This window comes from Bradyrhizobium sp. Kon58, assembly GCF_055807455.1.
The window spans coordinates 13,518-38,854 of sequence record NZ_JBVVOT010000002.1; the positions used below are offsets into that span (position 1 = coordinate 13,518).

Sequence of the window (25,337 nt, forward strand, 5' to 3'; positions counted from 1 at the left end):
AATATCCGTCCGCCACGTGCGCTCTCGCATCACCACGGCCAACGCCTTGAACGATCCTTTGCCCGAGACCATCGCCGCCGAAAGGCTGCGCCAGCACCTGGAAGACGTCGCGCGCGAGCGCGACAACGCCTATCGCGCGCTCCAGGAACGCGAAGCCGAGCTTGCGCGCATCCAGCGCATCGGCAAGGTCGGCGGTCTCGAAGTCGACTTCCGCGAAGGCTTCAAGAACCGCCGTTCGCCGGAATATCTGATGCTCCACGGCCTGCCGCCGGAAGCCGCCGACGAGTCGCACGAGGATTGGATCAATCGCATTCATCCCGACGACCGCGACGCTACGGTGAAGCATTTCATCGATGCGCTGTCCGGCAGCAGCGAGGACTACACCGCCGAATACCGCATCATCCGCCCCAGCGACGGCGAGACCCGCTGGATCCGCGTCGTTGCCAAGATCGAGCGCGACGGTGGTGGCCGCGCCCTGCGCCTCATGGGCGCCCATATCGACGTCACCGACCAGATGCTGGTGCGCGAGACCTTGCGCGAGAGCGAGGAGCGCTTCCGGCTGATCGCCGACAGCGCGCCGGTGCCGATCTGGGTCACCAAGCTCGACCGCACACGGTCCTTTGCCAACCAGGCCTATGTCGATTTCGTCGGCCTGCCCTATGACCAGGCCATCTCCTTCGACTGGCGCAAGGTGCTGCACCCAGACGACCTGCCGCATGTGCTGCAGCAGTCGGTTCAGGGCGAAGCATCGCTCAAACCGTTCGTGCTGGAAGCCCGCTACAAAAACGCCGCCGGCGAATGGCGCTGGCTACGTTCGGAATCGCAGCCGCGCTGGGACCCGACCGGCAGGCATATCGGCTTCATCGGTGTTGCCCATGACATCACGGTGGCCAAGCAGGCCGAGATCGAGCTGCGGCAGCTCAACGAGACGCTGGAAGAACGCATCGCCGAGCGCACCGCCGAGCTCGAATCCAATGAGGCGCGGCTGCGCGCGATCCTGGAGACCAGCAACCAGTACCAGGGCCTTGTCAATCTCAGGGGCGAGCTGCTTTACGCCAACACGACCGTGCTCGACGCCATCAAGGCGAGTTCTGCGGACGTGATTGGAAAGCCGTTGTGGCAGACGCCCTGGTTCAGCACGACGGAGGGCATGAGCGCGCGGGTGCGCGAGGCCTTCGACACCGTGCTCAAGGGCGAAGCCGTGCGGCTGGAGATGCGCCTGCGCCTTCCCATCGGCGAGCGCGATTTCGAGTTCGGCATGCGCCCGGTGCTCGACCGCCACGGCAACATCACCGGCGCAGTGCCCGAGGCTGTCGACATCACCGAGCGCCGCCGCGGCGAGGAAGCGTTGCGGCAATCGCAGAAGATGGAGGCGATCGGCCAGCTCACCGGCGGCGTCGCGCACGACTTCAACAATCTGCTCACCATCATCCGCTCGGCTACCGATTTCCTGCGCCGCCGCGAGCTGCCGGAGGAGCGGCGCCGCCGCTATGTCGATGCCATCTCCGACACCGTCGAGCGTGCCTCCAAGCTGACCGCCCAGTTGCTGGCGTTTGCGCGCCGGCAGCCGCTGAAACCGCAAATCTTCAACGTCGGCAGCCAGGTTGAAGGCGTCGCGCAACTGGTCCGGCCGCTGGTCGGTGGCCGCATCGAAATCGCGGTGGAGGTTCACGATGGCGACTGCTTCACGGTCGCCGATATCGCGCAATTCGAGACCGCGCTGATCAACCTCGCCATCAACGCCCGCGACGCCATGAACGGCGAAGGCCGTCTCACCATTGCGGTCCGGAAGGTCCAGGGCATCCCTAACCTGCGCGCGCAATCGGCGCGCGGCGGCGACTATGTCGCGATCTCGGTCGCCGACACCGGCAGCGGCATCGCGCCCGAAAACATCGAGGCCATCTTCGAGCCGTTCTTCACCACCAAGGAGGTCGGCAAGGGCACCGGCCTCGGCCTGAGCCAGGCCTTCGGCTTCGCAAAGCAGTCGGAGGGCGACATCGCCGTGACGAGCACGCATGGTGAAGGCGCGACCTTCACCATCTATCTGCCGCGGGCGCAAAGCCCCGCGACGGATCAGGAAGCCGCGGCGCTGACCTATGAGGCCGCGGCCACCGGGCGCGGCTATCGCGTGCTCGTGGTGGAAGACGACGACGAAGTCGGCCGCTTCTCCACGGAGCTGCTGGAAGACCTCGGCTATGTCGTCCGCCGCGCCGCCAACGCCAATGCGGCGCTCGCCATCCTCGGCGAGAACGAGTTCGCCGTCGACCTCGTCTTCTCCGACGTCATCATGCCCGGCATGAACGGCGTCGAGCTCGCCGGCATCATCCGCGAACGCTATCCGGGCCTGCCCGTCGTGCTCACCTCTGGTTACAGCAACGTTCTCGCCGAGAACGCCGATCGCGGATTCGAGCTGATCCAGAAGCCGTATTCGGTGGAATTGCTGTCGCGCATCCTGCGCAAGGCGATCACGGCAAAGCCGTCGGTGACGCGGTGAGTGCTATGATTGCACGAAGCTGGCAAAAACTCCGTCATTGCGAGCGCAGCGAAGCAATCTAGAATCTTTCCGCGGGAACAGTCTGGATTGCATCATCGCTGCGCTCCTCGCAATGACGGCGCTCGCGCCCCCTCCAGCCCAACAGGCTTTTGAACAAATTGTGGACTGAAGCTCGGGCCCGAGACGCGGCAAATCACAGATGGCGGTCCGCGCCCGCAGGGGAAGACATCGGCAACGGCTTCCGCTATCGCTGCCGAATGAACCGACACATCCTAGGGATCGAACGTGCCGTCTGACGCCATCTGGGCCTGGAGCATCATCGTCGCCGCGACAGCAGGTGTCATCATCCGGCCCTTTCGCCTGCCGGAGGCGATCTGGGCTGTCATCGGCGCCAGCGTACTGGTGCTGCTCGGCTTGCTGCCGTGGCGGGATGCGCTCACGGGCATCGAGAAAGGCGTCGATGTCTATCTCTTCCTGATCGGCATGATGCTGATCGCCGAGCTGGCGCGGCTCGAAGGCCTGTTCGACTATCTCGCGGCGCTCGCTGTGGAATATGCCGGCAGTTCGCCGCAGCGGCTGTTCCTGCTGATCTATATCGTCGGCACGCTCGTCACCGTCCTGCTCTCGAACGACGCCACCGCGATCGTGCTGACGCCCGCCGTCTATGCCGCGACGCGCGCCGCCGACGCCAAGCCGCTGCCTTATCTCTTCGTCTGCGCCTTCATCGCCAACGCCGCGAGCTTCGTGCTGCCGATCTCCAACCCGGCCAATCTCGTCGTGTTCGGGGCACATATGCCCGAGCTCACCGCATGGCTGCGCCTGTTCGCCCTGCCCTCGGCGGCCTCGATCCTGCTGACCTATGTCGTGCTGCGGCTCACCCAGCACCGCGCTCTCAAGGAAGAGACCATCGCGCGCAGCGTACCGCATCCAAAGCTCGGCCGCGGCGGCAAGCTGACGGCCATCGGCATCGTGGCGATCGGCGTCGTGCTGGTCACGGCCTCCGCGCTGGACAAGCAATTGGGCCTGCCGACCTTCGTCTGCGGCGTGGCGACGGCCGCCATCGTGCTGCTGCTCAGCCGGCAATCGCCGCTACCCGTGCTGCGCGGCGTCTCCTGGAGCGTGCTACCGCTGGTCGGCGGGCTGTTCGTGATGGTGGAAGCGCTGATCAAGACCGGTGTGATCGGGCAGCTCAGCGCGCTGCTGCATGAAGCTGTCGGGCAATCCGTGACGAAGGCGGCCTGGAGCGTCGGCATCGCCACCGCGATCGCCGACAATATCGCCAACAATTTACCCGTCGGCCTCGTCGCAGGCTCGGTCGCCGCCAGCGATCATTTGCCTGCATCTGTCGTGAGCGCCATCCTGATCGGCGTCGATCTCGGGCCCAATCTGTCGGTGACCGGTTCGCTCGCCACCATCCTGTGGCTGGTGGCGCTGCGGCGGGAGAAGATCGAAGTCGGCGCCTGGCCGTTCCTCAAGCTCGGACTGCTGGTGACCCCGCCAGCCCTGATCGCGGCATTGGCTGCCGCGATCAGGTAACTCGCGAGATCAATCGTTCTCGTAGCCGTAGACTTCCGGCAGGATGAAGATCGCGGCGAACAATCCGATCAGCGGGAAGATCGCCACCATCAGCGTGGCATTCGCCTGCCCGATCGCAGCGAACACCGTAGGGAACAGGAAGATCGCCAGGAACGACGGCAGCTTCACGAACATGTAGGCGAAGCCGCTGGCGGTGCCGCGATATTTCGGCTTGGCGACCATGGTCGGGATCGTCATGCAGTTCGACGCATCCCAATAATGGCCCCACAGCATCGCGGCAGCCGCGAACGGCAGCAGGATCTTGTTGTCGGTGTAGAGCGCGAAGGCCGCGACCAGCAGCGAGACCAGCACGATCGAGAAGCCCGCGATCGAGATGCCGCGATGGCCGATCTTCGGCGTCAGCAGCGGACCGACCCAGCCCGACACGGCGGCGAACGAGAACAGCGCCATCGTCACCAGATTGATGCCGAGCACGCTCGACACGCCGACCATGACAAAGAGCACCGGCAGGTAGAACGCGAAAGTCGAGAACTCGCTGGCTTGGGCGAAGCAGGCGATCCAGCCGTAGATCGTGGCGCGCCAACGGATCGGATCCTTCTTGAGGTCGGCCAGGAACGCACGGGTGGAGACCTTGGGCACCTCCACGTCGTGGTCCGGCAGCATGGCGAGATCGTCGTTGAACATCTCGCGCGCGACCTGCTTGGCCTCGCGGTAACGTCCCTTCTGCACCAGCCACACCGCCGTCTCAGGCACGTCGTGACGCATCACCAGGATGATCAGCGCCGGAAGCGCGCCGAGGCCGAGCGTCACCCGCCACAGCGTCTCGTGGTGAATGTCGAGCAGCAGGAAGATCACGATGACGCCGATCGTCAAGACCTCGCCGACCGCGAACATGAACTGCCAGCGGTTGCCCATGACTTCGCGCTCACCCTTGGCCATGGATTCCATGATGTAGGTGTAGCCGGTCGAGATGTCCGAACCGAGCGGAATGCCGAGCAGGAAGCGGATCACGACAAGCCAGCCGACGCTGGGCACGAAGGCCTGCGCCAGCGCCAGCACGATGAACAGCACCATCGTCACCAGGAACATGACGCGGCGGCCGATCTTGTCGGAGAGCCAGCCGCCGAGCAGTGCGCCGATCATGGCGCCCCCTTGCGTTCCGGCCGCGGCCAGGCCCAGCATCAGCGGATCGGGATTGAACTGCTCCTTGATGAAGATCAGCACGAAGGCGATCGAATAGAGGTCCCAGGCTTCGACCAGGATCGAGGCCATCATCAGCCAGCCGACCTTGTTGCCCTTGGGACTGTAGTTCGTGATGAGGTAGCGGACCGCGGCTTCGCTCGCGGTCGGTTGTGGCATCGCCATCGTCGACATCTTTGGTCCTCTCTTCAAAACTCTTTAAAGCGCGATGAGATCAGGATCATCATCGCGCTTTGGCTTCATTGTTTGAGCATGATCTCTTCGGAAAACCGCTGCACACTTTTCCGGATCATGCTCTACGTGCCAAGCAGCGGCTCGATGCTGCAATCGAGCAGGCGCGGGTCGATCCCGACCTCCATGCCGGTGAACATCTCGCCCATGTAGTCGATCAGTGCATCGCTCGCCTTCACCGCGTCCTCGACACGACGATTGGCAACCGCATTAAGAATAGCCAGATGATGGTCGATTGTTCCTGACAGCTCGGCCTGTCCCGGCATGAACCGGTGGTGGATGTAGCCGATGCGCCGGTACAGCGTGTGCAACGGCCGCAGCGTGTGCACCAGAAACGGTTCGCCTGCCGCCTCCAGTACCAGCGCGTCGATGCGGCGGTCGATATGATTGAACTCATCGAGGGTCAGAGTGGCGCGGCGCTCGCGCAAGAGTCGCTCGATATGCAGCGCCTGATTGCGATGCGAGAGGCTGGCGCGATCGGCCGCAAGTCGGATCACGAAGCGCTCCATGTCGCGGCGCAAGGCCAGCAGCATGCGCTCGCGTGCCAGATCGATCGGCGCAATGCGCAGGCCGTGGCGCGGACGGATGATGATCAACGTATCGGCGGAGAGACAATTGACGGCGTGATGAACCGGCGTGCGGCCGAAGCCGGTGATGTGCTGCAATTCCAGCATCGTCATGAACTGGCCGGGCTTGAGCTCGCAATGGACGAGCAGCTCTTCGATCCTCTGATAGGCGAGCTCAAAGAAGTTGAGACGGTTGCGCCGGGAGGGCTTGCCCTCGGCGTCGTCGTTCCTCACCACCTCGAGCGCGCGCTTGCGCGTTGCCATGTCGTCTCTCCCCTCAGCCCGCGCCGTCGTTGCAGAGCGACGCCTTGTTGGTGATATCCCTAAAACATGTTGTGATATATTACAAGCGGGCGTAAGACTCCGCCCGTGCCCGCACCATGCTGCGGTGCAGAATGACAACAAGACGGCGCTGCGCGCGCCTGCGATGGGAGGAGTATTGCCGTGAAGATCACGTCGATCGAGACGCTGCGCACCGAAGAATTCTCCAACGTCATCTGGGTGCGCGTTCACACCGACACGGGCATCATCGGTCTCGGCGAAACCTTCTACGGCGCCGGCGCAGTCGAGGCGCAGATCCACGACACCTTTGCCGGCCGCCTGCTCGGCCGCAATCCGCTGCACATCGAAGCGATCCATCGCGACATGCTGAACCTGCCGATGGCGCAGTCATCCACCGGCGTCGAATATCGCGCGGCTTCCGCAATCGACATCGCGCTGTGGGACCTGTTCGGCAAGGTCTGCAATCAGCCGGTACACCAGATGCTCGGCGGCCTCTGCCGCGACAAGCAGCGCATCTACAACACCTGCGCCGGCACGCAATATGTCCGCTCGACCAATATCAGCCCGGTCGCGAATTGGAATCTCGGTGGCTCCAAGGGGCCCTACGAAGACCTCGACGGCTTCATGAACAACGCCGATGCGCTCGCCGAAAACCTGCTGGAGAGCGGCATCTCCGCCATGAAGATCTGGCCGTTCGACCCGGCGGCGCAAGAGAACAAGGGTCTCTACATCTCCGCCGCGCAGATGAAGCAGGCGATCGAGCCGTTCGAGAAGATCCGAAAAGCGGTCGGCGACAAGATGGAGATCATGGTCGAGCTTCATTCGCTCTGGAATCTGCCGACGGCAAAACAGATCGCGCGCGCGCTCGAGCCCTACAAGCCGACCTGGTACGAAGACCCGATCCGGATGAACTCGCCGCAGGCGCTGGCCGAATATGCCCGCTGCACCGACGTCTGGGTCTGCGCCAGCGAGACGCTCGGCTCGCGCTTCCCGTACAAGGACATGCTCGACCGCGACGCCATGCACGTGGTGATGGCGGATCTGTGCTGGACCGGCGGCCTCACCGAGGGTCGCAAGATCGCGGCGATGGCCGAGACCTATCACCGGCCCTTCGCGCCCCACGACTGCATCGGCCCGATCGGCTTCATCGCCGCCATCCACATGTCGTTCAGCCAGCCCAACACATTGATCCAGGAATCGGTGCGCGCCTTCTACAAGGGCTGGTACAATGAGCTCGTGACCGCCATGCCCACGATCAAGGACGGTTTTGTCTATCCGATGGAAGGCCCCGGCCTGGGCGTCGATCTTCTGCCCGCCGTCTTCGACCGCTCCGATCTGACCGTGCGCCGTTCCAACGTCTGAGGATTCTTGAGATGAGCACCGCCCTCTTCGACCTTTCCGGCCGCACCGCGCTCGTGACCGGCTCCTCCCGCGGCCTCGGCCGCGCCATTGCCGAGGGCATGGCCAAGGCCGGCGCCAGGATCATCGTCAACGGCGTCGATCCCAAGCGCGTCGAGCAGGCCGTCGCCGAGTTTCACGCCGCTGGACATCAGGCGGAAGGCGCCGCGTTCAATGTCACCGACGAGCCCGCGATCGTCGCCGCCTTCGAGCGTTTCGACCGCGAGGGACTCGCGGTCGACATTCTCGTCAACAATGCCGGCATCCAGCACCGCAAGCCGCTGGTGGAGTTCACCACCGACGAGTGGCGCAAGGTGATCGAGACCAACCTCACCAGCGCCTTCGTGATCGGCCGCGAGGCGGCCAAGCGCATGATCCCGCGCAAGCACGGCAAGATCATCAATATCGGCTCGCTCGGCAGCGAGCTCGCGCGTCCCACGATTGCGCCCTACACCGCCGCCAAGGGCGGCATCAAGAACCTGACCCGCTCGATGGCGGTGGAATGGGCCCAGCACGGCATCCAGGCCAACGCGATCGGCCCCGGCTATATGCTCACCGACATGAACGAGGCCCTGGTCAACAACACCGACTTCAACACCTGGCTGATGGGCCGCGTTCCCTCCAAGCGCTGGGGCCGACCGGACGAGCTGGTGGGCGCTGCGATCTTCCTGGCGTCGGATGCCTCGACCTATGTCAACGGCCAGATCATCTATGTCGATGGCGGCATGATCGCTGCCATGTAAGCCGCGAAACGCTGAGGGAGCCAACCATGCGCGCCGTCGTCATTCACGCACCGAAAGATCTGCGGATCGATCTCTATCCGGATGCAGCGCCCGGTCCGGGTGAAGTCCGCGTCAAGATCGCGAACGGCGGCATCTGCGGGTCCGATCTGCACTACTATCATCACGGCGGCTTCGGCGTCGTGCGCATCCAGCAGCCGATGGCGCTGGGGCACGAGATCGCCGGCGTCGTCGCGGCCGTCGGTGACAGCGTCACGAACGTGAAGCCGGGCACCCGCGTCGCGGTCAATCCGAGCAAGCCGTGTGGCCAGTGTCTGCATTGCCAGGAAGGCATGCGCAACCAGTGCCTGGACATGCGCTTCCTCGGCAGCGCGATGCGCTTTCCCCATGTGCAGGGCGGCTTTCGCGAATTCATCACGGTTGATGCGGCGCAGGCCGTTCCGATCGCCGACAAGCTCTCGCTGGCGGAAGCCGCGGTCGCCGAGCCGCTCGCGGTGTGCCTGCACGCCGGCAAGCAGGCTGGGCCCCTGCTCGGCAAGCGCGTGCTGATCACCGGCTGCGGCCCGATCGGCGCGCTGATGATCCTGGTCTCGCGCTTCGGCGGCGCGGCCGAGATCGTGGTCACCGACGTCGCGGAGGCACCGCTTGCTGTCGCAAGGCAACTCGGCGCCACTCACGCCATCAACGTCGCGGCCGACGCCACGGCGCTCGATCCCTGGCGCACCGGCAAAGGCGTGTTCGACACGCTGTTCGAAGCCTCGGGCAATCAGGCCGCACTGCGCGCCGCGCTCGACGTGCTCAGGCCCGGTGCCACACTGGTGCAGCTCGGCCTCGGCGGCGAGATGACGCTGCCGATCAACGCCATCGTCGCCAAGGAATTGCAGCTGCGCGGCACCTTCCGCTTCGATCCCGAATTCGAGCTGGCGGTGCGGCTGATGGGCGAAGGCCTGATTGACGTCAAGCCGCTGATCACGGCGACCATGCCGTTCGAGAACGCGGTCGCGGCGTTCGAGCTCGCCAGCGACCGCTCGCAGTCGATGAAGGTGCAGCTGACGTTCTGAGCGAGGCCGCTGCTATTGGTTCTCGATCAACCGGTCGCTGACCAGCCGCACGGCGCCCCGTTTCCACGAATAGTCCGCGCCCAGGCGCAGGCCGCTGTCGCCGCGTGCCAGCACCGCGCCGGTCCTGGCGTCGCGCACCTGGAAGCCGAGCGTGTATTCGGTGCGGCTGACCCGCCGCACCACGCCGATCAGCGACTGGTCCGCGCCGAGCTTCTGCGCAATCGCCGCCTCGCAGCCGTCGCAGTCGCGCAACGCACGCGCCTTCAGCGCCTCGCCGCCGACATCGACGATGCGGTAACGGCCGGATTGACCCAGCGCCTCGCGCACGCTGCCGGTGACCTCGGCCAGATATGACGCATCCGATGTGGCCGACGCGCCAGCCGAAGCGGCGGTCGTATCCTCCAGCTCGAAATCGAACACGGCCATTGCAATCGGCGCAGGCGTGGCGAGTGCGGCCATAATCTCGCGCGACACGAAGATCTCGGCGCGCTCCCATGATTCATCATTGTCGCCGCGGAAGGTGTAGAGCTTGTCCATCACGACCTTCCTGGCGCCGACGTCGATCACGGCGATCTTGGCCCATTGCACCAGCGTGCTCGTCTTCTGGATGCCGCCGATCACCTTGAACGCCGCGCCGTCCTGGGCCGACGGCACCAGCCGGTAGCGCCGATCTCCGCCGATATCTTGCCGGAGCGCGGCCATGAAGGCCGCCAGCCGTCGCTCGTGGGCGGCGGTCTGGTTGGCGGGCTCAGCCGACGTATCGGTATAACTGAAATCGTCCATGGCGATGCCGATGGCGGTCTCGGCGCCGGCCGGCGCGTGAGACGCCGGGAGAAGGAGGAGGAGACAAGCAGACAAGATCAACCGGCGCAGGTGCATAATGTGCCTCGTATGACGGAGCGGCGCGCCAATCTGGACGGCGCAATCAGGGCTCGCAGCAGCGCCGGTCCCGGCGATGACCGGGAAATTTTCACGACGGTGCACCGCACTCACGCATGGCGGCTTTGCGCCGGATGCGTTCTGCCGTTTAATGCGGTCGCGACAACCCGTTCGCACCAGGTGCCCGCCGATGTGGAACCGCCCGAGGTTCGATCTCAAAGTCCGTCTGACGTTGCGCGTGGCCGCGATATCGGCCGCCTGCTTCGCAGTTATCTCCGCCTACTTCCTGATTACGGCCGACCGCGCGGCGCATGCGCGCCTCGACGATATCGCCGCCATTGTGGCCAAGACGCTGGAGCTTCAGCAGGGCAAGATCCAGTGGGTCGCCAGCCCGCGCTCGGACTTTCCCAACCTCGACCCCGTTTCGGCTTATGTGATGACGCCCGGCCTGTGCCTGGCGTTCCGCGGCACCAGCGGCGACGTCCTCCAGCGCTTCTGCAGCGGCGCGCCCGTTCCGGCGAACCCGCCGCCGCAAGCGTTCACGGCCTTCTATCGCGGCTTGTTCGACCCCGGCCGCGAAGCGGCGCGCCCTGTGATTGTGCGCGGGACGAAGCTCGGCGACGCCGTGGTCTCGGTCGAACCGGCCGTGCAGACCGCGGAGGCCTGGCACGAGGCCGGCCGCCTGATGCTCGCGCTGGCGATCGCGCTGCCGCTGCTCTGCGCGCTGGTCTACGCCGCGCTAGCACGCGCGCTGCGCCCCACCCGCATGATCCGCACCGGCCTCGAGCGGATTGCCGCCAACGACCTCACCACGCGGCTGCCGCCGTTCGACCTTGCCGAGCTCTCCGCGATCCGCGACGGCTTCAACCATCTCGCCGAAAGCCTCGAGACTGCGCTTGCCGAACGCAGCGAGCTGACGCGGAAGCTGATCGCGCTCCAGGACGAGGAGCGCCGCCATCTCGCGCGCGAGCTGCACGACGAGTTCGGCCAGTCGCTCGCCGCCATCCGCGCGCTCGCCTCCTCTGCCCGCCAGACCGCCGCGCAGGACTGTCCCTCCCTGCTTGGCGAATGCGACGGCATCGCACGGACCGCAACCGGCATGATGGAGACGTTGCGCGGCACGCTATTCCGGCTGCGGCCGCCCGATGTCGAGGAGCTCGGGCTCGTCGCCAGCCTCGAAGGCCTCGTCGCGGGCTGGAACGGGCGCAGCCGCGGCGAGACGCGCTTCTCGATCAGGTTCGACGGCGCATTCGAGACCCTGCCGGCCACGATCAGCGCCAGCCTCTACCGGATCGTGCAGGAGGCGCTCACCAACGCCGCCAAGCATGCCGTCGCCACGCGGGTCAGCCTGGAATTGACGATGAGAGCCAGCGAGATCGCGCTTGCGATCGACGATGACGGACGCGCGACCGATTCCGTCGCGAAATCGGGAATGGGCCTGCTCGGCATGCGCGAGCGCGTCGCGGCTTTGCGCGGCCAATTGAGCTTCGAGGCCGCGCCGAACGGCGGCTCCGCACTGCGCGTGGTCATTCCGCTCGCAGCCGCCGGTCGGCCGCCGCTGGAGCACGCCGCATGAGCGCGGCCGACGCCACCATTCTGCTGGTCGACGACCATTCCGTCGTCCGCGAGGGCTACCGCTCCGTGCTCCAGAAGCAGCCGGGACTACGCGTCATCGCCGAAGCCGCCGACGGCGCGGAGGCCTACCGTCTCTACAAATCGGAGGCGCCCGACCTCGTCATCATGGATCTGAGCATGCCCGGCATCGGCGGCATCGAGGCGGTCAGGCGCATCAGGCAGTGGGACAAGGGCGCGAGAATCCTCGTCTTCACCATGCATGAAAACGCCGGCTTTGCCGTGCAGGCGATCCGCGCCGGTGCCAGGGGCTACGTCACCAAGACCAGTCCACCGGAGACGCTGGTGCGCGCCGTGATGGACGTGCTCGCCGGCAAGATCGCGATCAGCCCCGACATCGACCATGAGCTCGCGCTGAGCCGGCTCGCTGGCGAAAGCTCTGCCGCCGACGTCCTCACGCCGCGCGAGTTCGAGGTGCTGCGGCTGCTGCTCGCCGAGAACACGACAGAGGAGATCGCGGAGACGCTCCATGTCAGCCCCAAGACAGTGGCGAACCTGCATTCCATGATCAAGGACAAGCTCGGTGTCGGCTCCGACATCGAGCTGGTCCGGCTGGCGCTGCGTCAGGGCATCTTGACGGAGGTCGATCTCGGCGAGGCCTGATCGCTCAAGCCAGATAGCGCGTGAGATAGCCTTCCATCGCGTAGAGCGCACAGAGCGCGAGGCTCGACCACACGGCGGCGGTGAAATACAGGAACATCCAGGTCAGCTCGCCCTTCCAGTGCGCGATGTCGTGGGTCACGACCCAACGCGTCGAGACGTCATGCAGGCCTTCGAGGAAGCCGAGCAACCTGTTGCCCTCTTCATGCCCTGCCCGCCAGCGGCTGAGATACATCGGCACGTCGACGGTGACGAGGAAGGCCAGGAAGCAGGCAATACCGACGATGCCGGCAATCAGCGCCCAACGCACCGGTCCCTGGAATTCCGGCATCAGCCGGCACAGCGCGATGCCCGCGAGGAAGAATGTCACCGCCCACAGCGAGTTCTCGATCGCGTTGAAGAGGAAGTTGGTCGTCACCACCGCATACCAGGAGAAGCACTCCGCGATGATGATGATGGGCACGATCACCCACGCGATGTTCACGACCGTCTCGGCGCCCGTCATGGTCCCGAGTTGATGCAGGATGACCGCCCATTGCGCCGCGAAGCACAGTTCGGCCACGGTCGCCACGGTGCGGCCGACGAAGACGCTGGAGAGCCAGGTGTCGAACAGACAGATGCGCTGCACGTCGGCGCGCGGCAGGAACGAGCGGAAGGCGCAGCCGAAGACATAGCCGGCGCAGAGCAGGAACATCAGCCCGATGTCGGAGCCGCCGCTGATGCTGCCTGAAGGCGTCGGGTAGAACTCGCGGTACAGCATGAACCAGACGAGAATGTTGGCAGCACTGACCAGCGTCAGGGACCCCCACCACCACGCGAGGGGATTTGTCCGCGCCTGCCACTGCAACATGAATCGCTCCGCTGTAATCGATATGACATTCAGTCGTAATAATCCTGTCACAACAAGCCACGGAATCACGACGAAAATCTGTGTGCGGCGGAGCTCTTCGCGCACATTTTATCCCCGCCGCCGAAACCGCGGGATCGTCCGGATAGTGGACACAAATGTACATCTATTGAATCTATTGGACAACAGGCCGGACCGGGTCCATTAATCCTGCATGGCCAGAACCGCCTCGAAACCGATCCGCGCCTCCTCGTCCGCTGCCGCCGTGCTGGCGGACAGCATCGACGACGCCGCGTTCGCGACGACCCTGGCAAAAGGTCTCGTGGTGCTCGAAGCATTCAAGGCGGGGGCGACGCAGCTCGGCAACATGGAGCTGTCGACGCTGACCGGGATTCCGCGCCCGACGGTGGCGCGGCTGACGCATACGCTCGCCGAGCTCGGCTACCTCCGCTACGATGCTGAACGCGCCAAATATCGCGTCGGCGCGCGCGCACTCCGCATGGCGCATCCGCTGCTCGCCGACATGCAGTTTCGCCAGGTCGCGCGTCCGATGATGCAGGAGCTGGCACAAAGCGTGCGCGGCACGGTCTCGATCGGCCTGCTCGATGCGACCTCCATGATCTATGTCGAGACCGCGCGCTCCGGCGACGTCGGCCCGCACGTCCCCGACATCGGCATGCCCATTTCCGTGGTGATGACGGCGATGGGCCGTGCCGCGGCGGCGACCTTGCCCCAGGCCGATGCCGCGCTGCTCGAAGAGCGCATTGCGAGCGAGGATACCGAGCTGTGGTCGGCGTTCCGCGAGACCTACCGCGCCGGCCTCGCACAATGCGCCAGCCGCGGCTTCTGCACCTGCTTCGGCGAGTACATCGCCTCGATCCATGCCGTCGCGGCGCCGCTGTTTCATGCGCGTGAGGCGAAGCAGGCCTTTTCGATCAATTGCGGCATTCCCGCATTCCGGCTCCAGCCCGGCCAGCTGGAGGGCGAGATCGGCCCGCGCATTGCCGCTCTTGCCGACAGCATCCGCACCATGATTGGGGCGGCGCCGGCCACCGAAACACAAAAGCAAAACAAGAAGAGCGCCAAGCGATGAACAAGACAATCGGCGCTCCGCCACCGGGAGGCCACCATGACCGTCGCACGGCGAACATTTTTGGGCGCCCTCGCCCTTTCGCTATCTGGACTTCCATTCTCCGCACGCGCTGAGGACGCCTGGCCGTCGCGTATGGTGCGGCTGATCTCGCCTTACGGGCCCGGCGGCTCCAACGACATCTCGCTGCGGCTGCTGGCCGAAGAGTTCGGCCGCAGCCTGCACCAGCAGTTCATCGTCGAGAACAAGCCGGGCGCCGGCACGCGCATCGCCAACGACACGGTCGCGCATGCGCCGGGCGATGGCTACACCCTCCTCTATGTCGCGGCCCCCTACGCCACCGCCGAAGCGCTGTTCGGCAAACTGACCTATGAGCGCAAGGATCTGCAGCCGGTCGCGATGGCGGTGATCGCGCCGCTGTTCCTGATCATCAGCGCGGACGCGCCGTTCAAGACGCTCCCCGAATTGATCGCCTACGGCAAATCGAAGCCGGATGGCCTGACCTTCGCCTCGCCCGGCGCCGGCTCGCAGCCGCATCTCGCCGGCGAACTCCTGTTCAGGGATGCCGGCGTCAAGGGGCTCAACATTCCCTTCCGTGGCGATGCGGCGTCCTACACCGAGCTGCTCGCCGGCCGCGTCGATGCCACGCTGACGGCGCTGCCGACCGCACTGCCTTACATCCAGAGCGGCAAATTCATTGTGCTCGGCGTTGCCTCGGCCGAACGCAGCGCGCTCTATCCGCAGGCGCCGACCCTGCGCGAGCAGGGTTTTCCCAACGTGGCTGCGGCCGGCTGGTACGGCTTCATGGCGCCTTCGACGACGCCGCGCGCCATCATCGACAAGCTGCAGGCCGAAGTGTTGCGCGCGCTGGCCGAGCCGGCGATCAAGGACAAGCTGACTGCCCAGGGCCTCGAAGTGCGCGCCGGCAGCGCGGCCGAGTTCGGCCAGTTCATCGACAACGAAACAAAAAAGTGGACCGGGCTGATCCGCGAGGCCGGCCTCAAGGGCGAGTGACAGTCGGAACAGGGAATGGAAATGAAAAACATACTTCTCAGACGTGTCGCGGCAGCCGCGATTGTTCTCGCGCTGTCGATCCCGGCGGCACAGGCGCAGAAGAAATACGATCCCGGCGCGTCCGACACCGAGATCAAGGTCGGCCAGACCGTCCCGCTCAGCGGGCCGGCCTCGGCCTATGCCGTCATCGGCAAGACCCAGGCCGCCTACATGAAGATGATCAACGACCAGGGCGGCGTCAACGGCCGCAAGGTCAATCTGATCCAGTATGACGATGCCTATTCGCCTCCGAAGACGGTTGAGCAGACCCGCAAGCTGGTCGAAAGCGACGAGGTGCTGCTGACCTTCCAGATCATCGGCACGGCACCCAATGTCGCCGTGCAAAAATATCTCAACGCCAAGAAAGTCCCGCAGCTCTTCGCGGCAACGGGCGCGGCGCGTTTCACCGATCCGAAGAACTTCCCCTGGACCATGGGCTTCAACCCGTCCTACCTCGTCGAAGGCCGGATCTACGCGCAATATCTTCTGAAGAACCATCCGAACGCCAAGGTCGGCGTGCTCTATCAGAACGACGATCTCGGCAAGGATTATCTCGCCGGCTTCAAGGCAGGCCTCGGTGACAAGGCGAAGATGATCGTCGCCGAGACGTCCTACGAGATCACCGAGCCGACCATCGACTCGCAGATCCTGCGGTTGAAGGATGCCGGTGCCGACGTGCTGTTCAGCGCCACGACGCCGAAACAGGCCGCGCAGGCGATCAAGAAGGTCGCGGAGATCGGCTGGAAGCCGCTGCACATCATCGACATCAACGCCTCCTCGGTCAGCGCGGTGCTGAAACCCGCCGGACTCGACAACGCCAAGGGCGTCGTCAGCGTCGGCTATGTCAAGGATTCAGCCGATCCCGAATGGAAGGACGATCCCGGCATGAAGCGATATCTCGCCTTCATGGCCAAGTACTATCCGGAGGGCGACAAGGATTCGAACCTGAACGTCTACGGCTATATCACCGCGCAGCTGCTGGTGCAGGTGCTGAAACAATGCGGCGACGATCTCACGCGCGAAAACGTGATGCGCCAGGCCGCCAGCCTGAACAACATCACACTCGACTTGACGCTGCCGGGCATCTCGGTGACGACGACGCCGACCGACTACCGCGTCAACAAGCAGTTCCAGATGGTGCAGTTCGACGGCCAGCGTTGGCAGAAACTCGGCGACATCGTCACGGACGAGGCGAAGGAATGAAGCCGCCCCTCGTCCTGAGGGGCGCGCGCCTTGAAGAATAAAGGCCTCACCGATGGTCCTCGTGCATCGAGGCGGCCGCTCCGCGGCCTCCTCGATATGAAGGAGGAAGGTAGCTGCCCGCCCTACCTCTTCATCCCGCCCACATAGGCCGCGAGCTTGTCGAGCGTCTGGTAGCCGTATTCGACGGCACCGAAGCTGATCATGCCGTCGCGCTGCGCCGTGCTCGAGGCCAGCTGCCGCATCATCAGAACCGTCTTGCCGTTGCTCTGTTCGGCAAAGGTGATTGTGAAACGGAACATTCCGGGATCCTCATCCTGGTCGTCGCCGTGATCCATCTCCATCAGCGACGGTCGCTCGATGCGGCGGAAGCGCATGCGGTTCGGGTAGACCGTGCCGTCCGGGCCGATCATGTTGAAGCGCCAGACGCCGCCGACCCGCACGTCGATCTCGAAGGTCTCGAGCTTGAAACCCTTCGGCCCGAACCATTGCGGCAGGTGCTTCGGGTCGGACCACGCTTCGAACACCAGATCGCGCGGCGCGTCGATCACGCGCGACATCACGATCTCGCGGTCGAGCGACCATTGCGACAAAGCGGGATTGGCAGAATTCGTCATCGTCAGGAACCTTTCCGTTTGGTTGTCTTGCCGGTCGTCTTGTTACTTGTCTTGGACGGCCGCTTGGCAGCTGCCCTGTCTTTCTTCAGCTTCATCACATAGGCTTCGAAGCGATCAAGCCGCGCCTCCCAGATCGCGCGCTGATGCTGGAACCAGTCCTCCGCAGTGAGGAGCGCGTCAGGACTGAGGCGGCAGGTGCGCACGCGCCCCGATTTCTCCGACAGGACGAGCCCGCTCGTCTCCAGCACGTGGATGTGTTTCATGAAGCTCGGCAGCGCCATCTCGAAGGGATCGGCAAGCTCGCCGACCGACGCCTCGCCGGCGCAGAGCCGCATCACGATCGCCCGCCGGGTGGGATCGGCAAGCGCCGCGAAAACCTGATCGAGTCGGGATAATTGGTTAGCCATGGAGCTAACTATAGGGTTGCCGCCATCCGGCGTCAATAATTGTTAGCCAATTAGCTAAGTTAAATTTTGCCGACGGGTCGCCTGGATGGAGCGAAGCGTAATCCAGGAATCTCTCCGTGAGGCGGTAACCCGGATTGCGCTTCGCTCCATCCAGGCTACGAACCATTCGCGCGGAACCCACCACGCGCAATCGTGAATAGGGAGGCACCGCCCTTCCCGCTACAAGAGACCGGGGGCGCATCGAATCCTGCGCCAGAGCCGTGCCGTCTGTTGTCACCTCATCATACCTCACCCGACGGGCGCTCGCCCGGGCTGCGCTCGTTCCCCTCGCGCTTGCCTGGCCGCGCGGCGCCGCGGCGGATTCCGACATGATCGCGCAGATGCGCGACATCGTCGCGACCGAGCTGGCGCCGACTGCGACGCCGGACCAGCCGGGCGGTCTCGCCGCCGCGCTTTATGCCGGCAGCCATGTCGAGTTCTTCAACTACGGCTTTGCCGACGACGCCACGCAAAGGCCGGTCACGCCGGACACCCTGTTCAACCTCGGTTCGCTACGCAAGCCGTTCGAGGCGACGCTGGTCGCGCTCGGCACCCTCCGCGGCGAGCTACGGCTCGACGATCGTCTGGCGAAATATCTCCCGGAGCTCACCGGCGACTATGTCTGCCGCATCACCGTCGGCGAACTCGTCACGCACACCTCAGGCATGCTGCTGCCGACCGACCATCCGCCCTGGCCAAGCGACATTTTTTCCCGCGCGCAGCTCATCGACATGTTCAACAGCTGGAGACCGCAAGCCGGCGAAGCGCCCGGCAAGCAGCGCGTCTACAGCCACGCCGGCTACGTGCTGCTTCAGCTCGTGCTCGAGCGCTGTTACGGCGCTCCGATCTCGACCCTGTTCGAACAACGCATCTTCAAGCCGATCGGCATGAATGCGACCTCCGTGCCCGAACGCGGCGAAGACAGCCGTGCCGTCATGGACGAGGCCTGGATGCAGCGCGCGGTCCAGGGCTACTCGGATCAGGGCATGGCGATCGGCCCCATCGGCAACCAGCAGAGCTATTTTGATTTCCCCGGCACCGGCCAGATGTTTTCCTCGCCGCGGGATCTCGCCGCATTCGTTGCTGCGTGCGTTGACGGGCGGTCGATCGAGCCTCACTTGCGCGAGGCGTTGCGGATGACGCAGCACGAGATTTTCCGCGTTGACGAGAAGTTCGGACAAGGAATGGCCTGGGAGACGGTGCATCTTCCAGGTGTCGCCGTCGTCGACAAGCCGGGTGGGCTCAACAACGCCTCCGGTTATATCGGCCTCGTGCCGGCGCAGCGGATCGGGATCGTCCTGCTCGCCAATCGGGGCGAATATCCCCACGAGATCGCGCGCTACAGGATCCTGCCGGCGCTGGCGAAGCTCATGGGCCCGCACTGAACACATCCCTTAAAACAGAAAGCCCCGGCTGAGCCGGGGCTTTCCACGCCAGATCAGGAACGGGATGAAGCTCAGTACCTGGCGACGACGGGTCCGCCAAACTTGTAGTTCACGCCGACGCGCGCGATGTTCGATTTGAGATCGACCGAATGGGTGAAGACGTTGGTCGGAAACGCGCCGCCAAGCAGATTGGTGCTGGTCACGGTGCTCCGTCCGAGATCGACGTAGAGATATTCCGCCTTGAGCGACCAGCCGCCGCCGACGGCATATTCGGTGCCCACACCTGCGGTCCAGCCGACCCGCGTGTCGCGGATCGCGGCCGACTCGGTCGCGGCGGCGAACGTGTCGGTGAAGTTGAAGTTGCCCTTCACCTCGGCGATGGCCGCGCCGCCGGTGGCGTAGAGCAGCCAGGTCGGAGCCGCGAGGAAGCCGATGCGGCCGCGGATGGTGGCGAGCCAATCGGCCGAGACTGACGACGACACGGTGAAGCCGGTCGGCGCGCAGCAGGGATAGAGCGCCGAACCCGTCGCACTGCCCTTGAAGCCGAAATGGTTGATGTCGCCCTCTAGGCCGAGCACGGCATTGTTGACCTGCCAGTTGTAGCCGGCGGTGAGACCGCCCGTGACGCTGGAGCTGTTGACGCGCTGGGCGCCGACTGCCGCAATCGCAGTAACACTGGTGTCCGCGAAATAGCCGGCGGGAGCGAACGCGGTCGAGGTGGCCAGATCGGCGCTGCCCCACTGCCCACCGACATTGCCGCCGACGTAAAAGCCGGTCCAGTTGTAGGCCGTCGCCATCATCGGCGCCTTGGTGTAGTGCGCCGCGAGGTCGGCCGCCTGCACGGATGCGGAGCCCAAGACAACCGCGGCAACCGCCAGCAAAAACTTCTTCATTCCAGTCTCCTTGCCTCACGCGATTAATCTCGCGTTTCGAATGCGCGCGGGCGGAAGTTGTCCGGCGCAGATCGGGCATAGGGCGTGGACTGCTTGCCGTCTTGGGCTGCAGCGAAGTTCATAGGGACTGTGACGTAGTGCGGGCCGTGCGGCGCGCGAACGCGCGACGGGTGTGACCGAGGGGCCACGAGTCATCCCTGCTCCGTGGCGCACGACGCACGTCCGCCGTCGCATCGCGACAAGGGCGCGAAACGCGATTCGAATCCCCGCCGCTCAGACCGAACGCGTCAGTCCGCCGTCGACACGGATGTTCTGTCCCGTGATGTAGGCCGCGCCGTCGGACGCCAGGAACGAGATCGTCGCGGCGATCTCCTCGACCTTGCCGTAGCGCCGCATCGGCACGCTGTCGCGGCGTGCATCCAGCTGCGGCAGGCTGTCGATCCAGCCCGGCAGCACATTGTTCATGCGGATGTTGTCGGCGGCATGGGTGTCGGTGAAGATCTTGGTGAAGGCGGCAAGGCCGGCGCGGAACACTGCAGAGGTCGGAAACATCGCGCTCGGCTCGAAGGCCCAGGCGGTCGAGATGTTGATGATGGCGCCGCCCTTTTGCGCCTGCATGATGGGCATCACCAGCCGGGTCGGACGGATCACGTTGAGCAGATAGGTGTCGAGGCCGGTGTGCCATTGCTCGTCGGTGATCTCCGTGATCGCCGCGCGGGGGCCATGGCCCGCGCTGTTGACGAGCACGTCGATGCGTCCCCATTTGGCCATTGCCCCGTCGACAAGCCGCTTCAGATCGTCGTTCGACTTGTTGGAACCGGTGATCCCCAATCCGCCGAGCTCGGCTGCCAGCGCCTCGCCCTTGCCGGAGGAGGACAGGATGGCGACACGAAAGCCGTCGGCTGCGAGCCGACGCGCAGCTCCTGCCCCCATGCCGCTGCCGCCGGCGGTCACGAGTGCGACCTTCTCTGCCATCTCTGCTGCCATGACCGATCATCCTCTGTGATATCGTTGAGGCGAGCCGCGGGCCCCGCCTATCATGAGGCCTTCTACCGCCGGACCAGCCGAAAGGTCCACCGTCGAAAGCGACTTGAAGGATGAGTGATTTGCAGATCCGCAATTTGCGTCCCGAGGAGATCGCCATGGCCGTCGAGTGGGCCGCGGCGGAGGGCTGGAATCCGGGCCTGTCCGACACGGACTGTTTCTCGATTCCGGACGCGCATGGCTTCTTCGTCGGCGAGATCGATGGCGAACCGGTCGCGACCGTCTCCTGCGTCAATTACGACGATCGCTTCGCGTTTCTCGGCTTCTACATCGTGCGATCGGGTTTTCGCGACAGAGGCCACGGCCTGCGCATCTGGAACGCGGCGATCGCGCATGCGGGCGCTCGCGTGATCGGCCTCGACGGCGTGGTGGCGCAGCAGAGCAATTACAGAAAGTCCGGCTTCCAGCTGGCTTACGCCAATGTCCGCTATGGCGGCATCGTCGCCGCCCCACCGCGGCCGCCCGCCGAAATCGTTGCGCTCGACACGATCCCGTTCGCGCTCGTTGAAGCCGACGATGCCGCGGTGTTCCCGGCTCCGCGCAGTGCCTTCCTGCGTGCCTGGATCGGCACATCAGGACATGTCGGCCGCGCGTTGCTGCGCGACGGCAAGCTCGCCGCATGGGGTGTGATCCGGCCGTGCCGCACCGGCCGCAAGATCGGCCCGCTCGTCGCCGACGACCGCGCGGCGGCGGAGGCGATCGCGCAGGCCTTGCTGGAAAGCGCAAACGGCGGCGAAATCTTCCTCGACGTCCCCGCCATCAATCGCGAGGCGATTGCGCTCGTGGAATCGCTCGGGCTGAAGCCGGTGTTCGAGACGGCACGGATGTACACCGGACCGATCGCGCCGCTGCGGATCGGCCGCGTCTTCGGCGTGACCAGTTTCGAGCTGGGCTAGCTCAGTAGCAGCGCATGATGTTGACGGTGTGCTCGCCGCCGCCGCGGCCGGGCACAGTCACCTGCTCCGTCGGACAGCTCGGCACGTAGGGCCGATCGGACGGCACCACGTTCGGCGGGAAGCGATGCGTCCAATCCCAGGGAACGTCGTACGTATAGGTGTAGCGCACGTCGTTCGATACGGGTTGGGCGGTCTCGGCGAAAGGCTGGCCGTAACCTGCATTGTCATAGTAGAACCCGCCGCCGCCCGGCCAGTAGACCCAGGGCGTGTTGCGGCCACGGAACCTGGCGCCCGGCGCAATCGGCGGACGCGCCGCCGGACCGGAAGGCGTGGCGGCATGTGCGACGGCGCCGCCGGGTCGGGCAAAACTGTCGCTGGGGGCAAGGAGCAGCGCGGCTGCGCTGAGTGAGGCGAGCAACGCCCCAAATGATCTGGACATCATGATACGCACCAACTCGTTTGGCTTCGCGGATAGCGGCTCCCCACGACACGCTAGGCCGGGCTGTCGCCCACCCGCAAACGTATAATTAATTATTGGTTAAGGCACGGCATTAACGGGGAACAAGCTGCGGCAAGACGCCCGGTATTCCGGCTGATGTCGCTCGTGTTCCGGGAAAACGGACTTCATAACCAGTTGATCGGAGTTGATCGCTTCGGCCGACAACGCCCGGAACGCTCCCGCACTGCGGTCGTTGGCTCCCGACACCAGCAAGGAGCATCTCCAATGCAGAACAAGTCGAAACTCCTCTGCCTGATCACGGCTTCACTCGTCGCGGGCACGACGGCCGCCTCGGCCCAGGGCTATGATTGGAACGGATCGCGCGCGGGATGGGACCGCACCGCCCCGGCCTACCAGCCGGTTCAGCCCCGCGCGTACTATCCGGATGTCGCTGGACCATACGGTGCGCTCAACGGCACCAACCATCCGGCGCCGAGCTCGACGCAGGGCGATGTCGGCCCGGAGGGCAACAACAACGGCACGCTGACCGGCGTCTATCGCAGCTGGTAACGCCCGCTTGCGATGTGGCCCATCGTCCATCACGGACGATGGGCCTTCGTGCGTCAGCGGCCCTGCTGCTTGCGCAGCCAGTCCAGCATATCCTGTGCATTTCCAGTGCCCTGCGTCACGATGGCGGTGTTGCCACCGCTGCGGCGATAGACCGTGGTGCGCCCAGGCTCCTTCTCGATCTTGACCTCGGCCTGCGCCGGATCGCCGCTCTGGGTGATGACGGACGTGCCGTTGTCATCCTGAACTACGGTCGTATGGCCGTCACCTGACTCGCCGGCTCCGGCCGGCCCCGCTGTCATTGCCATCATGATGCTCGTTCCCGCTGCAAGCGCGATGAACCTCATATTGCACCTCGCCTTCTCGATCACCGGTTGAACTGAAATATCGACAGCCAGTTGAAGTGCCCGAATTGTCGCACCGTTCCCGTGTTCATGTCTCCGATCTGGAGCAGAAGGGCGTTGGTGGAAGTGCCGACCTGGGTGATATCGGCAATGTTGCTCACGCCCGACTGACCGATCGCCACATTGGTGGTGCCACCCACCTGGATCACATCGACATAATTTCGCGTGCCGTTCTGGATGATCGTCGCATCGACCGTCCCCGTGCCACCGATCTGGATGACACGCGCGATATTGATGCGGCTGTTCTCTTCGATCGTGACCGGCTGGACATTGTTGCCGAACTGCACGACCGTTTCGATGCTCACGTTCCGGTTCGTTACGCCGCGCTGGACGGATCCGGCGGATGCCTCGGACGCGACGCTGACGGCGAACAATGCCGCCAATGCCAGGAGTAGCCTAGCGCATTTCATCGCTTGCCCCCATTACATTTCTGACGACGAGGTCGCGCCCGGCTCAATGGCTATTCTGGACAACAGTCGCCGAGTTGAACGCACCGAACTGGGACAGGAAACTGCTGGTGGACTGGCCGGCCTGGCCGACAAACGCGACATTGTTCACGCCCGCCTGCCCGACCGATGCCGACGTCGTCCCGCCGAATTGCAGGATTCCGGTCGCGTTGTTCGTGCCGTTTTGGGTGACGGTCGCGCTGGTGCTACCGCCGATCATGAACACGCCCGCCATATTGAGCTGGCTGGTCTGGTTCAGCACGACGGGCGGGCCGCCGAGCGACACGATGGTCTTGATGTCGGCGGTCTGCGCACCGGCCGATCCGGCGCCCATGCAACACAAGGTGAGGAATGCGCCACACGCGGCGCCGGAAAAATGTCTCATGACTTGCCTCGCGACTGAAAATGGATTTGCGATCAAGGAGTCTGCTGCAAAATTGTCGAGCCGTTCAGGATTCCGAGCTGTCCGACGGCCGCCGCGTTGTTCGCGCCGATCTGGCCGATCAAGCTCGAATTGGAGCCACCGGCCTGGCCGAGTAACGCGGTGTTGGACGCCGTCGCGGTCGTGCCGCCCTGTCCGATCACCGAGGTGTTGACGGTGAGGAGCGAGCCCGTCTGCAACGTGGTCGCAGTATTGGTCGCGCCGAATTGCATCGTGGTGGCGCTGTTGTTGGTGCCGCCACTCTGCGAGATGAAGGAGTTGTTGGTGGTGCCGAATTGCAGCACGCTGGCCGAATTGCCGGCTTGGGCATCAACAACCCTCAGCAAGCTGAACGCGACGATCGTGGCAACGAGATATTTTTGATGCATGACATTTCCTCCGCGAAAGTCGGCGGACAAGCTCTCACCGAGTCGTCCGGCCCGAGGCGGTACTTTCAAGGATGGCGCGGACGCGCCGCAGTTGACGCGTCCGGCCAAACGGGGCTGGCTTAGTGCGCCGTCTGCGAGACGGTGCTGCCGTTGACGCCGAACACGCTGAGCTGTCCGACGGCGGCGGCGTTGTTCTGGAGCGGCGCAGGCCCGAACGAGTTCTGGGTGATCGCGCTGCCGTTGTTGCCGAACGCCACCTGGCCGGTCGTCGCCGAGTTCTGCACGCCGACCTGGTTGACCGTGCTGCCGTTGTTGAGCGAGGCCGCGCTGGTGCCCTGCATCGTGGTCGCGCTGTTGATGATGCCGAGCTGGCTGGTCGACGAGGTGTCGTTGGTGAGGCCCTGCTGCGAGACGCTGGAACCGTTCACGACGCCCACTTGCACCGTGGTCGAGGTATTGGCGGCCTGCGCGGCGGAGGACAGGGCGAGCACTGCAACGGAAGCAAAAAACAATTTGCGCATGGAATATCCTTTCTGGCTAAGATCTCTGACTGGGGTTCGGATGCCGTCTTGGAGGAGGCC

Annotated in this window: 27 protein-coding genes; 13 read left to right on the plus strand and 14 right to left on the minus strand. The window is 64.7% G+C overall.

Annotation, left to right across the window (positions count from 1 at the left end; genetic code table 11):
* Positions 1-16: 16 nt before the first annotated feature.
* Entirely contained in the window at positions 17-2,494 is a 2,478-nt protein-coding gene (locus AC0L20_RS03700) for a PAS domain S-box protein (protein ID WP_473287489.1), read from the plus strand.
* 285 nt (positions 2,495-2,779) lie between these two features.
* Positions 2,780-4,030 carry an arsenic transporter gene (locus tag AC0L20_RS03705; RefSeq protein ID WP_473287490.1) on the plus strand — a complete coding sequence of 417 codons (1,251 nt, stop codon included), beginning with the start codon at positions 2,780-2,782 and terminating at the stop codon, positions 4,028-4,030.
* Between the two features lie 9 nt (positions 4,031-4,039).
* Here the strand turns inward: AC0L20_RS03705 and AC0L20_RS03710 are convergent, their stop codons facing one another.
* The gene (locus AC0L20_RS03710) at positions 4,040-5,404 is read right to left on the minus strand and encodes an MFS transporter (protein WP_473287491.1); all 1,365 of its coding nucleotides are present in this window, start codon (positions 5,402-5,404) and stop codon (positions 4,040-4,042) included.
* Positions 5,405-5,526: 122 nt separating this feature from the next.
* Positions 5,527-6,291, minus strand: coding sequence for a GntR family transcriptional regulator (locus tag AC0L20_RS03715; RefSeq protein WP_473287492.1), 765 nt, complete (start codon positions 6,289-6,291; stop codon positions 5,527-5,529).
* Positions 6,292-6,471: 180 nt separating this feature from the next.
* On the opposite strand from AC0L20_RS03715, the gene AC0L20_RS03720 reads away from it, so the two are divergent.
* Genes AC0L20_RS03720 through AC0L20_RS03730 form a run of 3 tightly spaced genes read left to right on the plus strand, consistent with a single transcriptional unit; the run spans position 6,472 to position 9,508 of the window.
* Positions 6,472-7,671, plus strand: coding sequence for a mandelate racemase/muconate lactonizing enzyme family protein (locus tag AC0L20_RS03720; protein ID WP_473287494.1), 1,200 nt, complete (start codon positions 6,472-6,474; stop codon positions 7,669-7,671).
* Between the two features lie 11 nt (positions 7,672-7,682).
* Positions 7,683-8,450 (plus strand): SDR family oxidoreductase, encoded by a 768-nt coding sequence (locus AC0L20_RS03725; protein WP_473287495.1) that lies wholly within the window; start codon positions 7,683-7,685, stop codon positions 8,448-8,450.
* A gap of 26 nt (positions 8,451-8,476) precedes the next feature.
* On the plus strand, positions 8,477-9,508 hold the full coding sequence (locus AC0L20_RS03730) for an L-idonate 5-dehydrogenase (RefSeq protein WP_473287496.1): 1,032 nt from the start codon (positions 8,477-8,479) through the stop codon (positions 9,506-9,508).
* A gap of 12 nt (positions 9,509-9,520) precedes the next feature.
* Here the strand turns inward: AC0L20_RS03730 and AC0L20_RS03735 are convergent, their stop codons facing one another.
* Positions 9,521-10,387, minus strand: coding sequence for a DUF3280 domain-containing protein (locus AC0L20_RS03735; RefSeq protein WP_473287497.1), 867 nt, complete (start codon positions 10,385-10,387; stop codon positions 9,521-9,523).
* Positions 10,388-10,577: 190 nt separating this feature from the next.
* On the opposite strand from AC0L20_RS03735, the gene AC0L20_RS03740 reads away from it, so the two are divergent.
* Together AC0L20_RS03740 and AC0L20_RS03745 are read left to right on the plus strand one after the other, a co-directional pair.
* On the plus strand, positions 10,578-11,963 hold the full coding sequence (locus tag AC0L20_RS03740) for a HAMP domain-containing sensor histidine kinase (RefSeq protein WP_473287498.1): 1,386 nt from the start codon (positions 10,578-10,580) through the stop codon (positions 11,961-11,963).
* Positions 11,960-12,622: a response regulator gene (locus AC0L20_RS03745; protein ID WP_007611428.1), complete on the plus strand. Its 663-nt coding sequence runs from the start codon at positions 11,960-11,962 to the stop codon at positions 12,620-12,622. The genes AC0L20_RS03740 and AC0L20_RS03745 overlap by 4 nt, the downstream gene beginning before the upstream one ends.
* A gap of 4 nt (positions 12,623-12,626) precedes the next feature.
* Here AC0L20_RS03745 and AC0L20_RS03750 read toward each other — a convergent pair whose 3' ends face one another.
* Positions 12,627-13,469 carry a hypothetical protein gene (locus AC0L20_RS03750; RefSeq protein WP_456769505.1) on the minus strand — a complete coding sequence of 281 codons (843 nt, stop codon included), beginning with the start codon at positions 13,467-13,469 and terminating at the stop codon, positions 12,627-12,629.
* A 211-nt stretch (positions 13,470-13,680) separates the two neighbouring features.
* Here AC0L20_RS03750 and AC0L20_RS03755 point away from each other — a divergent pair, with 211 nt between their 5' ends.
* Genes AC0L20_RS03755 through AC0L20_RS03765 form a run of 3 tightly spaced genes read left to right on the plus strand, consistent with a single transcriptional unit; the run spans position 13,681 to position 16,812 of the window.
* The gene (locus AC0L20_RS03755; RefSeq protein WP_473287499.1) at positions 13,681-14,559 is read left to right on the plus strand and encodes an IclR family transcriptional regulator; all 879 of its coding nucleotides are present in this window, start codon (positions 13,681-13,683) and stop codon (positions 14,557-14,559) included.
* A 36-nt stretch (positions 14,560-14,595) separates the two neighbouring features.
* Positions 14,596-15,570: a Bug family tripartite tricarboxylate transporter substrate binding protein gene (locus tag AC0L20_RS03760; RefSeq protein ID WP_473287500.1), complete on the plus strand. Its 975-nt coding sequence runs from the start codon at positions 14,596-14,598 to the stop codon at positions 15,568-15,570.
* 21 nt (positions 15,571-15,591) lie between these two features.
* On the plus strand, positions 15,592-16,812 hold the full coding sequence (locus tag AC0L20_RS03765; protein WP_473287501.1) for an ABC transporter substrate-binding protein: 1,221 nt from the start codon (positions 15,592-15,594) through the stop codon (positions 16,810-16,812).
* A gap of 122 nt (positions 16,813-16,934) precedes the next feature.
* On the opposite strand, the gene AC0L20_RS03770 is transcribed toward AC0L20_RS03765, so the two are convergent.
* Positions 16,935-17,426: an SRPBCC family protein gene (locus AC0L20_RS03770; protein WP_456769501.1), complete on the minus strand. Its 492-nt coding sequence runs from the start codon at positions 17,424-17,426 to the stop codon at positions 16,935-16,937.
* Between the two features lie 2 nt (positions 17,427-17,428).
* Positions 17,429-17,833: an ArsR/SmtB family transcription factor gene (locus tag AC0L20_RS03775; RefSeq protein WP_473287846.1), complete on the minus strand. Its 405-nt coding sequence runs from the start codon at positions 17,831-17,833 to the stop codon at positions 17,429-17,431.
* Positions 17,834-18,093: 260 nt separating this feature from the next.
* On the opposite strand from AC0L20_RS03775, the gene AC0L20_RS03780 reads away from it, so the two are divergent.
* Positions 18,094-19,257, plus strand: a complete 1,164-nt coding sequence (locus tag AC0L20_RS03780) for a serine hydrolase (RefSeq protein ID WP_473287502.1) — start codon at positions 18,094-18,096, stop codon at positions 19,255-19,257.
* Between the two features lie 71 nt (positions 19,258-19,328).
* Here AC0L20_RS03780 and AC0L20_RS03785 read toward each other — a convergent pair whose 3' ends face one another.
* Both AC0L20_RS03785 and AC0L20_RS03790 read right to left on the minus strand, forming a co-directional pair.
* Entirely contained in the window at positions 19,329-20,150 is an 822-nt protein-coding gene (locus AC0L20_RS03785) for an outer membrane protein (protein ID WP_473287503.1), read from the minus strand.
* Between the two features lie 273 nt (positions 20,151-20,423).
* Positions 20,424-21,137, minus strand: coding sequence for an SDR family oxidoreductase (locus AC0L20_RS03790; protein WP_473287504.1), 714 nt, complete (start codon positions 21,135-21,137; stop codon positions 20,424-20,426).
* Positions 21,138-21,247: 110 nt separating this feature from the next.
* Between AC0L20_RS03790 and AC0L20_RS03795 the strand changes: the two genes are divergently transcribed.
* Entirely contained in the window at positions 21,248-22,090 is an 843-nt protein-coding gene (locus AC0L20_RS03795; protein ID WP_473287505.1) for a GNAT family N-acetyltransferase, read from the plus strand.
* A 1-nt stretch (position 22,091) separates the two neighbouring features.
* On the opposite strand, the gene AC0L20_RS03800 is transcribed toward AC0L20_RS03795, so the two are convergent.
* Entirely contained in the window at positions 22,092-22,532 is a 441-nt protein-coding gene (locus AC0L20_RS03800; RefSeq protein WP_473263903.1) for a hypothetical protein, read from the minus strand.
* Between the two features lie 282 nt (positions 22,533-22,814).
* Here AC0L20_RS03800 and AC0L20_RS03805 point away from each other — a divergent pair, with 282 nt between their 5' ends.
* The gene (locus tag AC0L20_RS03805) at positions 22,815-23,099 is read left to right on the plus strand and encodes a hypothetical protein (protein WP_377830111.1); all 285 of its coding nucleotides are present in this window, start codon (positions 22,815-22,817) and stop codon (positions 23,097-23,099) included.
* A 53-nt stretch (positions 23,100-23,152) separates the two neighbouring features.
* On the opposite strand, the gene AC0L20_RS03810 is transcribed toward AC0L20_RS03805, so the two are convergent.
* The 5 genes from AC0L20_RS03810 to AC0L20_RS03830 all read right to left on the minus strand — a co-directional run bounded on the left by AC0L20_RS03810 (position 23,153) and on the right by AC0L20_RS03830 (position 25,277).
* Positions 23,153-23,443, minus strand: coding sequence for a hypothetical protein (locus AC0L20_RS03810; protein ID WP_473287506.1), 291 nt, complete (start codon positions 23,441-23,443; stop codon positions 23,153-23,155).
* Between the two features lie 20 nt (positions 23,444-23,463).
* Entirely contained in the window at positions 23,464-23,805 is a 342-nt protein-coding gene (locus AC0L20_RS03815) for a curlin (protein ID WP_473287507.1), read from the minus strand.
* Positions 23,806-23,953: 148 nt separating this feature from the next.
* Positions 23,954-24,331 (minus strand): curlin, encoded by a 378-nt coding sequence (locus tag AC0L20_RS03820; RefSeq protein WP_473287508.1) that lies wholly within the window; start codon positions 24,329-24,331, stop codon positions 23,954-23,956.
* A 32-nt stretch (positions 24,332-24,363) separates the two neighbouring features.
* Positions 24,364-24,756, minus strand: a complete 393-nt coding sequence (locus AC0L20_RS03825) for a curlin (protein ID WP_473287510.1) — start codon at positions 24,754-24,756, stop codon at positions 24,364-24,366.
* A 119-nt stretch (positions 24,757-24,875) separates the two neighbouring features.
* Entirely contained in the window at positions 24,876-25,277 is a 402-nt protein-coding gene (locus AC0L20_RS03830; RefSeq protein WP_456769493.1) for a curlin subunit CsgB, read from the minus strand.
* Between the last annotated feature and the right edge of the window lie 60 nt (positions 25,278-25,337).

What these genes read in the sequence shown, in the direction of transcription:
- AC0L20_RS03710 (WP_473287491.1), bottom strand. Translation starts at nt 5,404, where the DNA reads ATGTCGACGATGGCGATGCCACAACCGACCGCGAGCGAAGCCGCGGTC.
- AC0L20_RS03715 (WP_473287492.1), bottom strand. Translation starts at nt 6,291, where the DNA reads ATGGCAACGCGCAAGCGCGCGCTCGAGGTGGTGAGGAACGACGACGCC.
- AC0L20_RS03725 (WP_473287495.1), top strand. Translation starts at nt 7,683, where the DNA reads ATGAGCACCGCCCTCTTCGACCTTTCCGGCCGCACCGCGCTCGTGACC.
- AC0L20_RS03730 (WP_473287496.1), top strand. Translation starts at nt 8,477, where the DNA reads ATGCGCGCCGTCGTCATTCACGCACCGAAAGATCTGCGGATCGATCTC.
- AC0L20_RS03735 (WP_473287497.1), bottom strand. Translation starts at nt 10,387, where the DNA reads ATGCACCTGCGCCGGTTGATCTTGTCTGCTTGTCTCCTCCTCCTTCTC.
- AC0L20_RS03740 (WP_473287498.1), top strand. Translation starts at nt 10,578, where the DNA reads ATGTGGAACCGCCCGAGGTTCGATCTCAAAGTCCGTCTGACGTTGCGC.
- AC0L20_RS03745 (WP_007611428.1), top strand. Translation starts at nt 11,960, where the DNA reads ATGAGCGCGGCCGACGCCACCATTCTGCTGGTCGACGACCATTCCGTC.
- AC0L20_RS03750 (WP_456769505.1), bottom strand. Translation starts at nt 13,469, where the DNA reads ATGTTGCAGTGGCAGGCGCGGACAAATCCCCTCGCGTGGTGGTGGGGG.
- AC0L20_RS03755 (WP_473287499.1), top strand. Translation starts at nt 13,681, where the DNA reads ATGGCCAGAACCGCCTCGAAACCGATCCGCGCCTCCTCGTCCGCTGCC.
- AC0L20_RS03760 (WP_473287500.1), top strand. Translation starts at nt 14,596, where the DNA reads ATGACCGTCGCACGGCGAACATTTTTGGGCGCCCTCGCCCTTTCGCTA.
- AC0L20_RS03765 (WP_473287501.1), top strand. Translation starts at nt 15,592, where the DNA reads ATGAAAAACATACTTCTCAGACGTGTCGCGGCAGCCGCGATTGTTCTC.
- AC0L20_RS03770 (WP_456769501.1), bottom strand. Translation starts at nt 17,426, where the DNA reads ATGACGAATTCTGCCAATCCCGCTTTGTCGCAATGGTCGCTCGACCGC.
- AC0L20_RS03775 (WP_473287846.1), bottom strand. Translation starts at nt 17,833, where the DNA reads ATGGCTAACCAATTATCCCGACTCGATCAGGTTTTCGCGGCGCTTGCC.
- AC0L20_RS03785 (WP_473287503.1), bottom strand. Translation starts at nt 20,150, where the DNA reads ATGAAGAAGTTTTTGCTGGCGGTTGCCGCGGTTGTCTTGGGCTCCGCA.
- AC0L20_RS03790 (WP_473287504.1), bottom strand. Translation starts at nt 21,137, where the DNA reads ATGGCAGCAGAGATGGCAGAGAAGGTCGCACTCGTGACCGCCGGCGGC.
- AC0L20_RS03795 (WP_473287505.1), top strand. Translation starts at nt 21,248, where the DNA reads ATGAGTGATTTGCAGATCCGCAATTTGCGTCCCGAGGAGATCGCCATG.
- AC0L20_RS03800 (WP_473263903.1), bottom strand. Translation starts at nt 22,532, where the DNA reads ATGATGTCCAGATCATTTGGGGCGTTGCTCGCCTCACTCAGCGCAGCC.
- AC0L20_RS03805 (WP_377830111.1), top strand. Translation starts at nt 22,815, where the DNA reads ATGCAGAACAAGTCGAAACTCCTCTGCCTGATCACGGCTTCACTCGTC.
- AC0L20_RS03810 (WP_473287506.1), bottom strand. Translation starts at nt 23,443, where the DNA reads ATGAGGTTCATCGCGCTTGCAGCGGGAACGAGCATCATGATGGCAATG.
- AC0L20_RS03820 (WP_473287508.1), bottom strand. Translation starts at nt 24,331, where the DNA reads ATGAGACATTTTTCCGGCGCCGCGTGTGGCGCATTCCTCACCTTGTGT.
- AC0L20_RS03825 (WP_473287510.1), bottom strand. Translation starts at nt 24,756, where the DNA reads ATGCATCAAAAATATCTCGTTGCCACGATCGTCGCGTTCAGCTTGCTG.
- AC0L20_RS03830 (WP_456769493.1), bottom strand. Translation starts at nt 25,277, where the DNA reads ATGCGCAAATTGTTTTTTGCTTCCGTTGCAGTGCTCGCCCTGTCCTCC.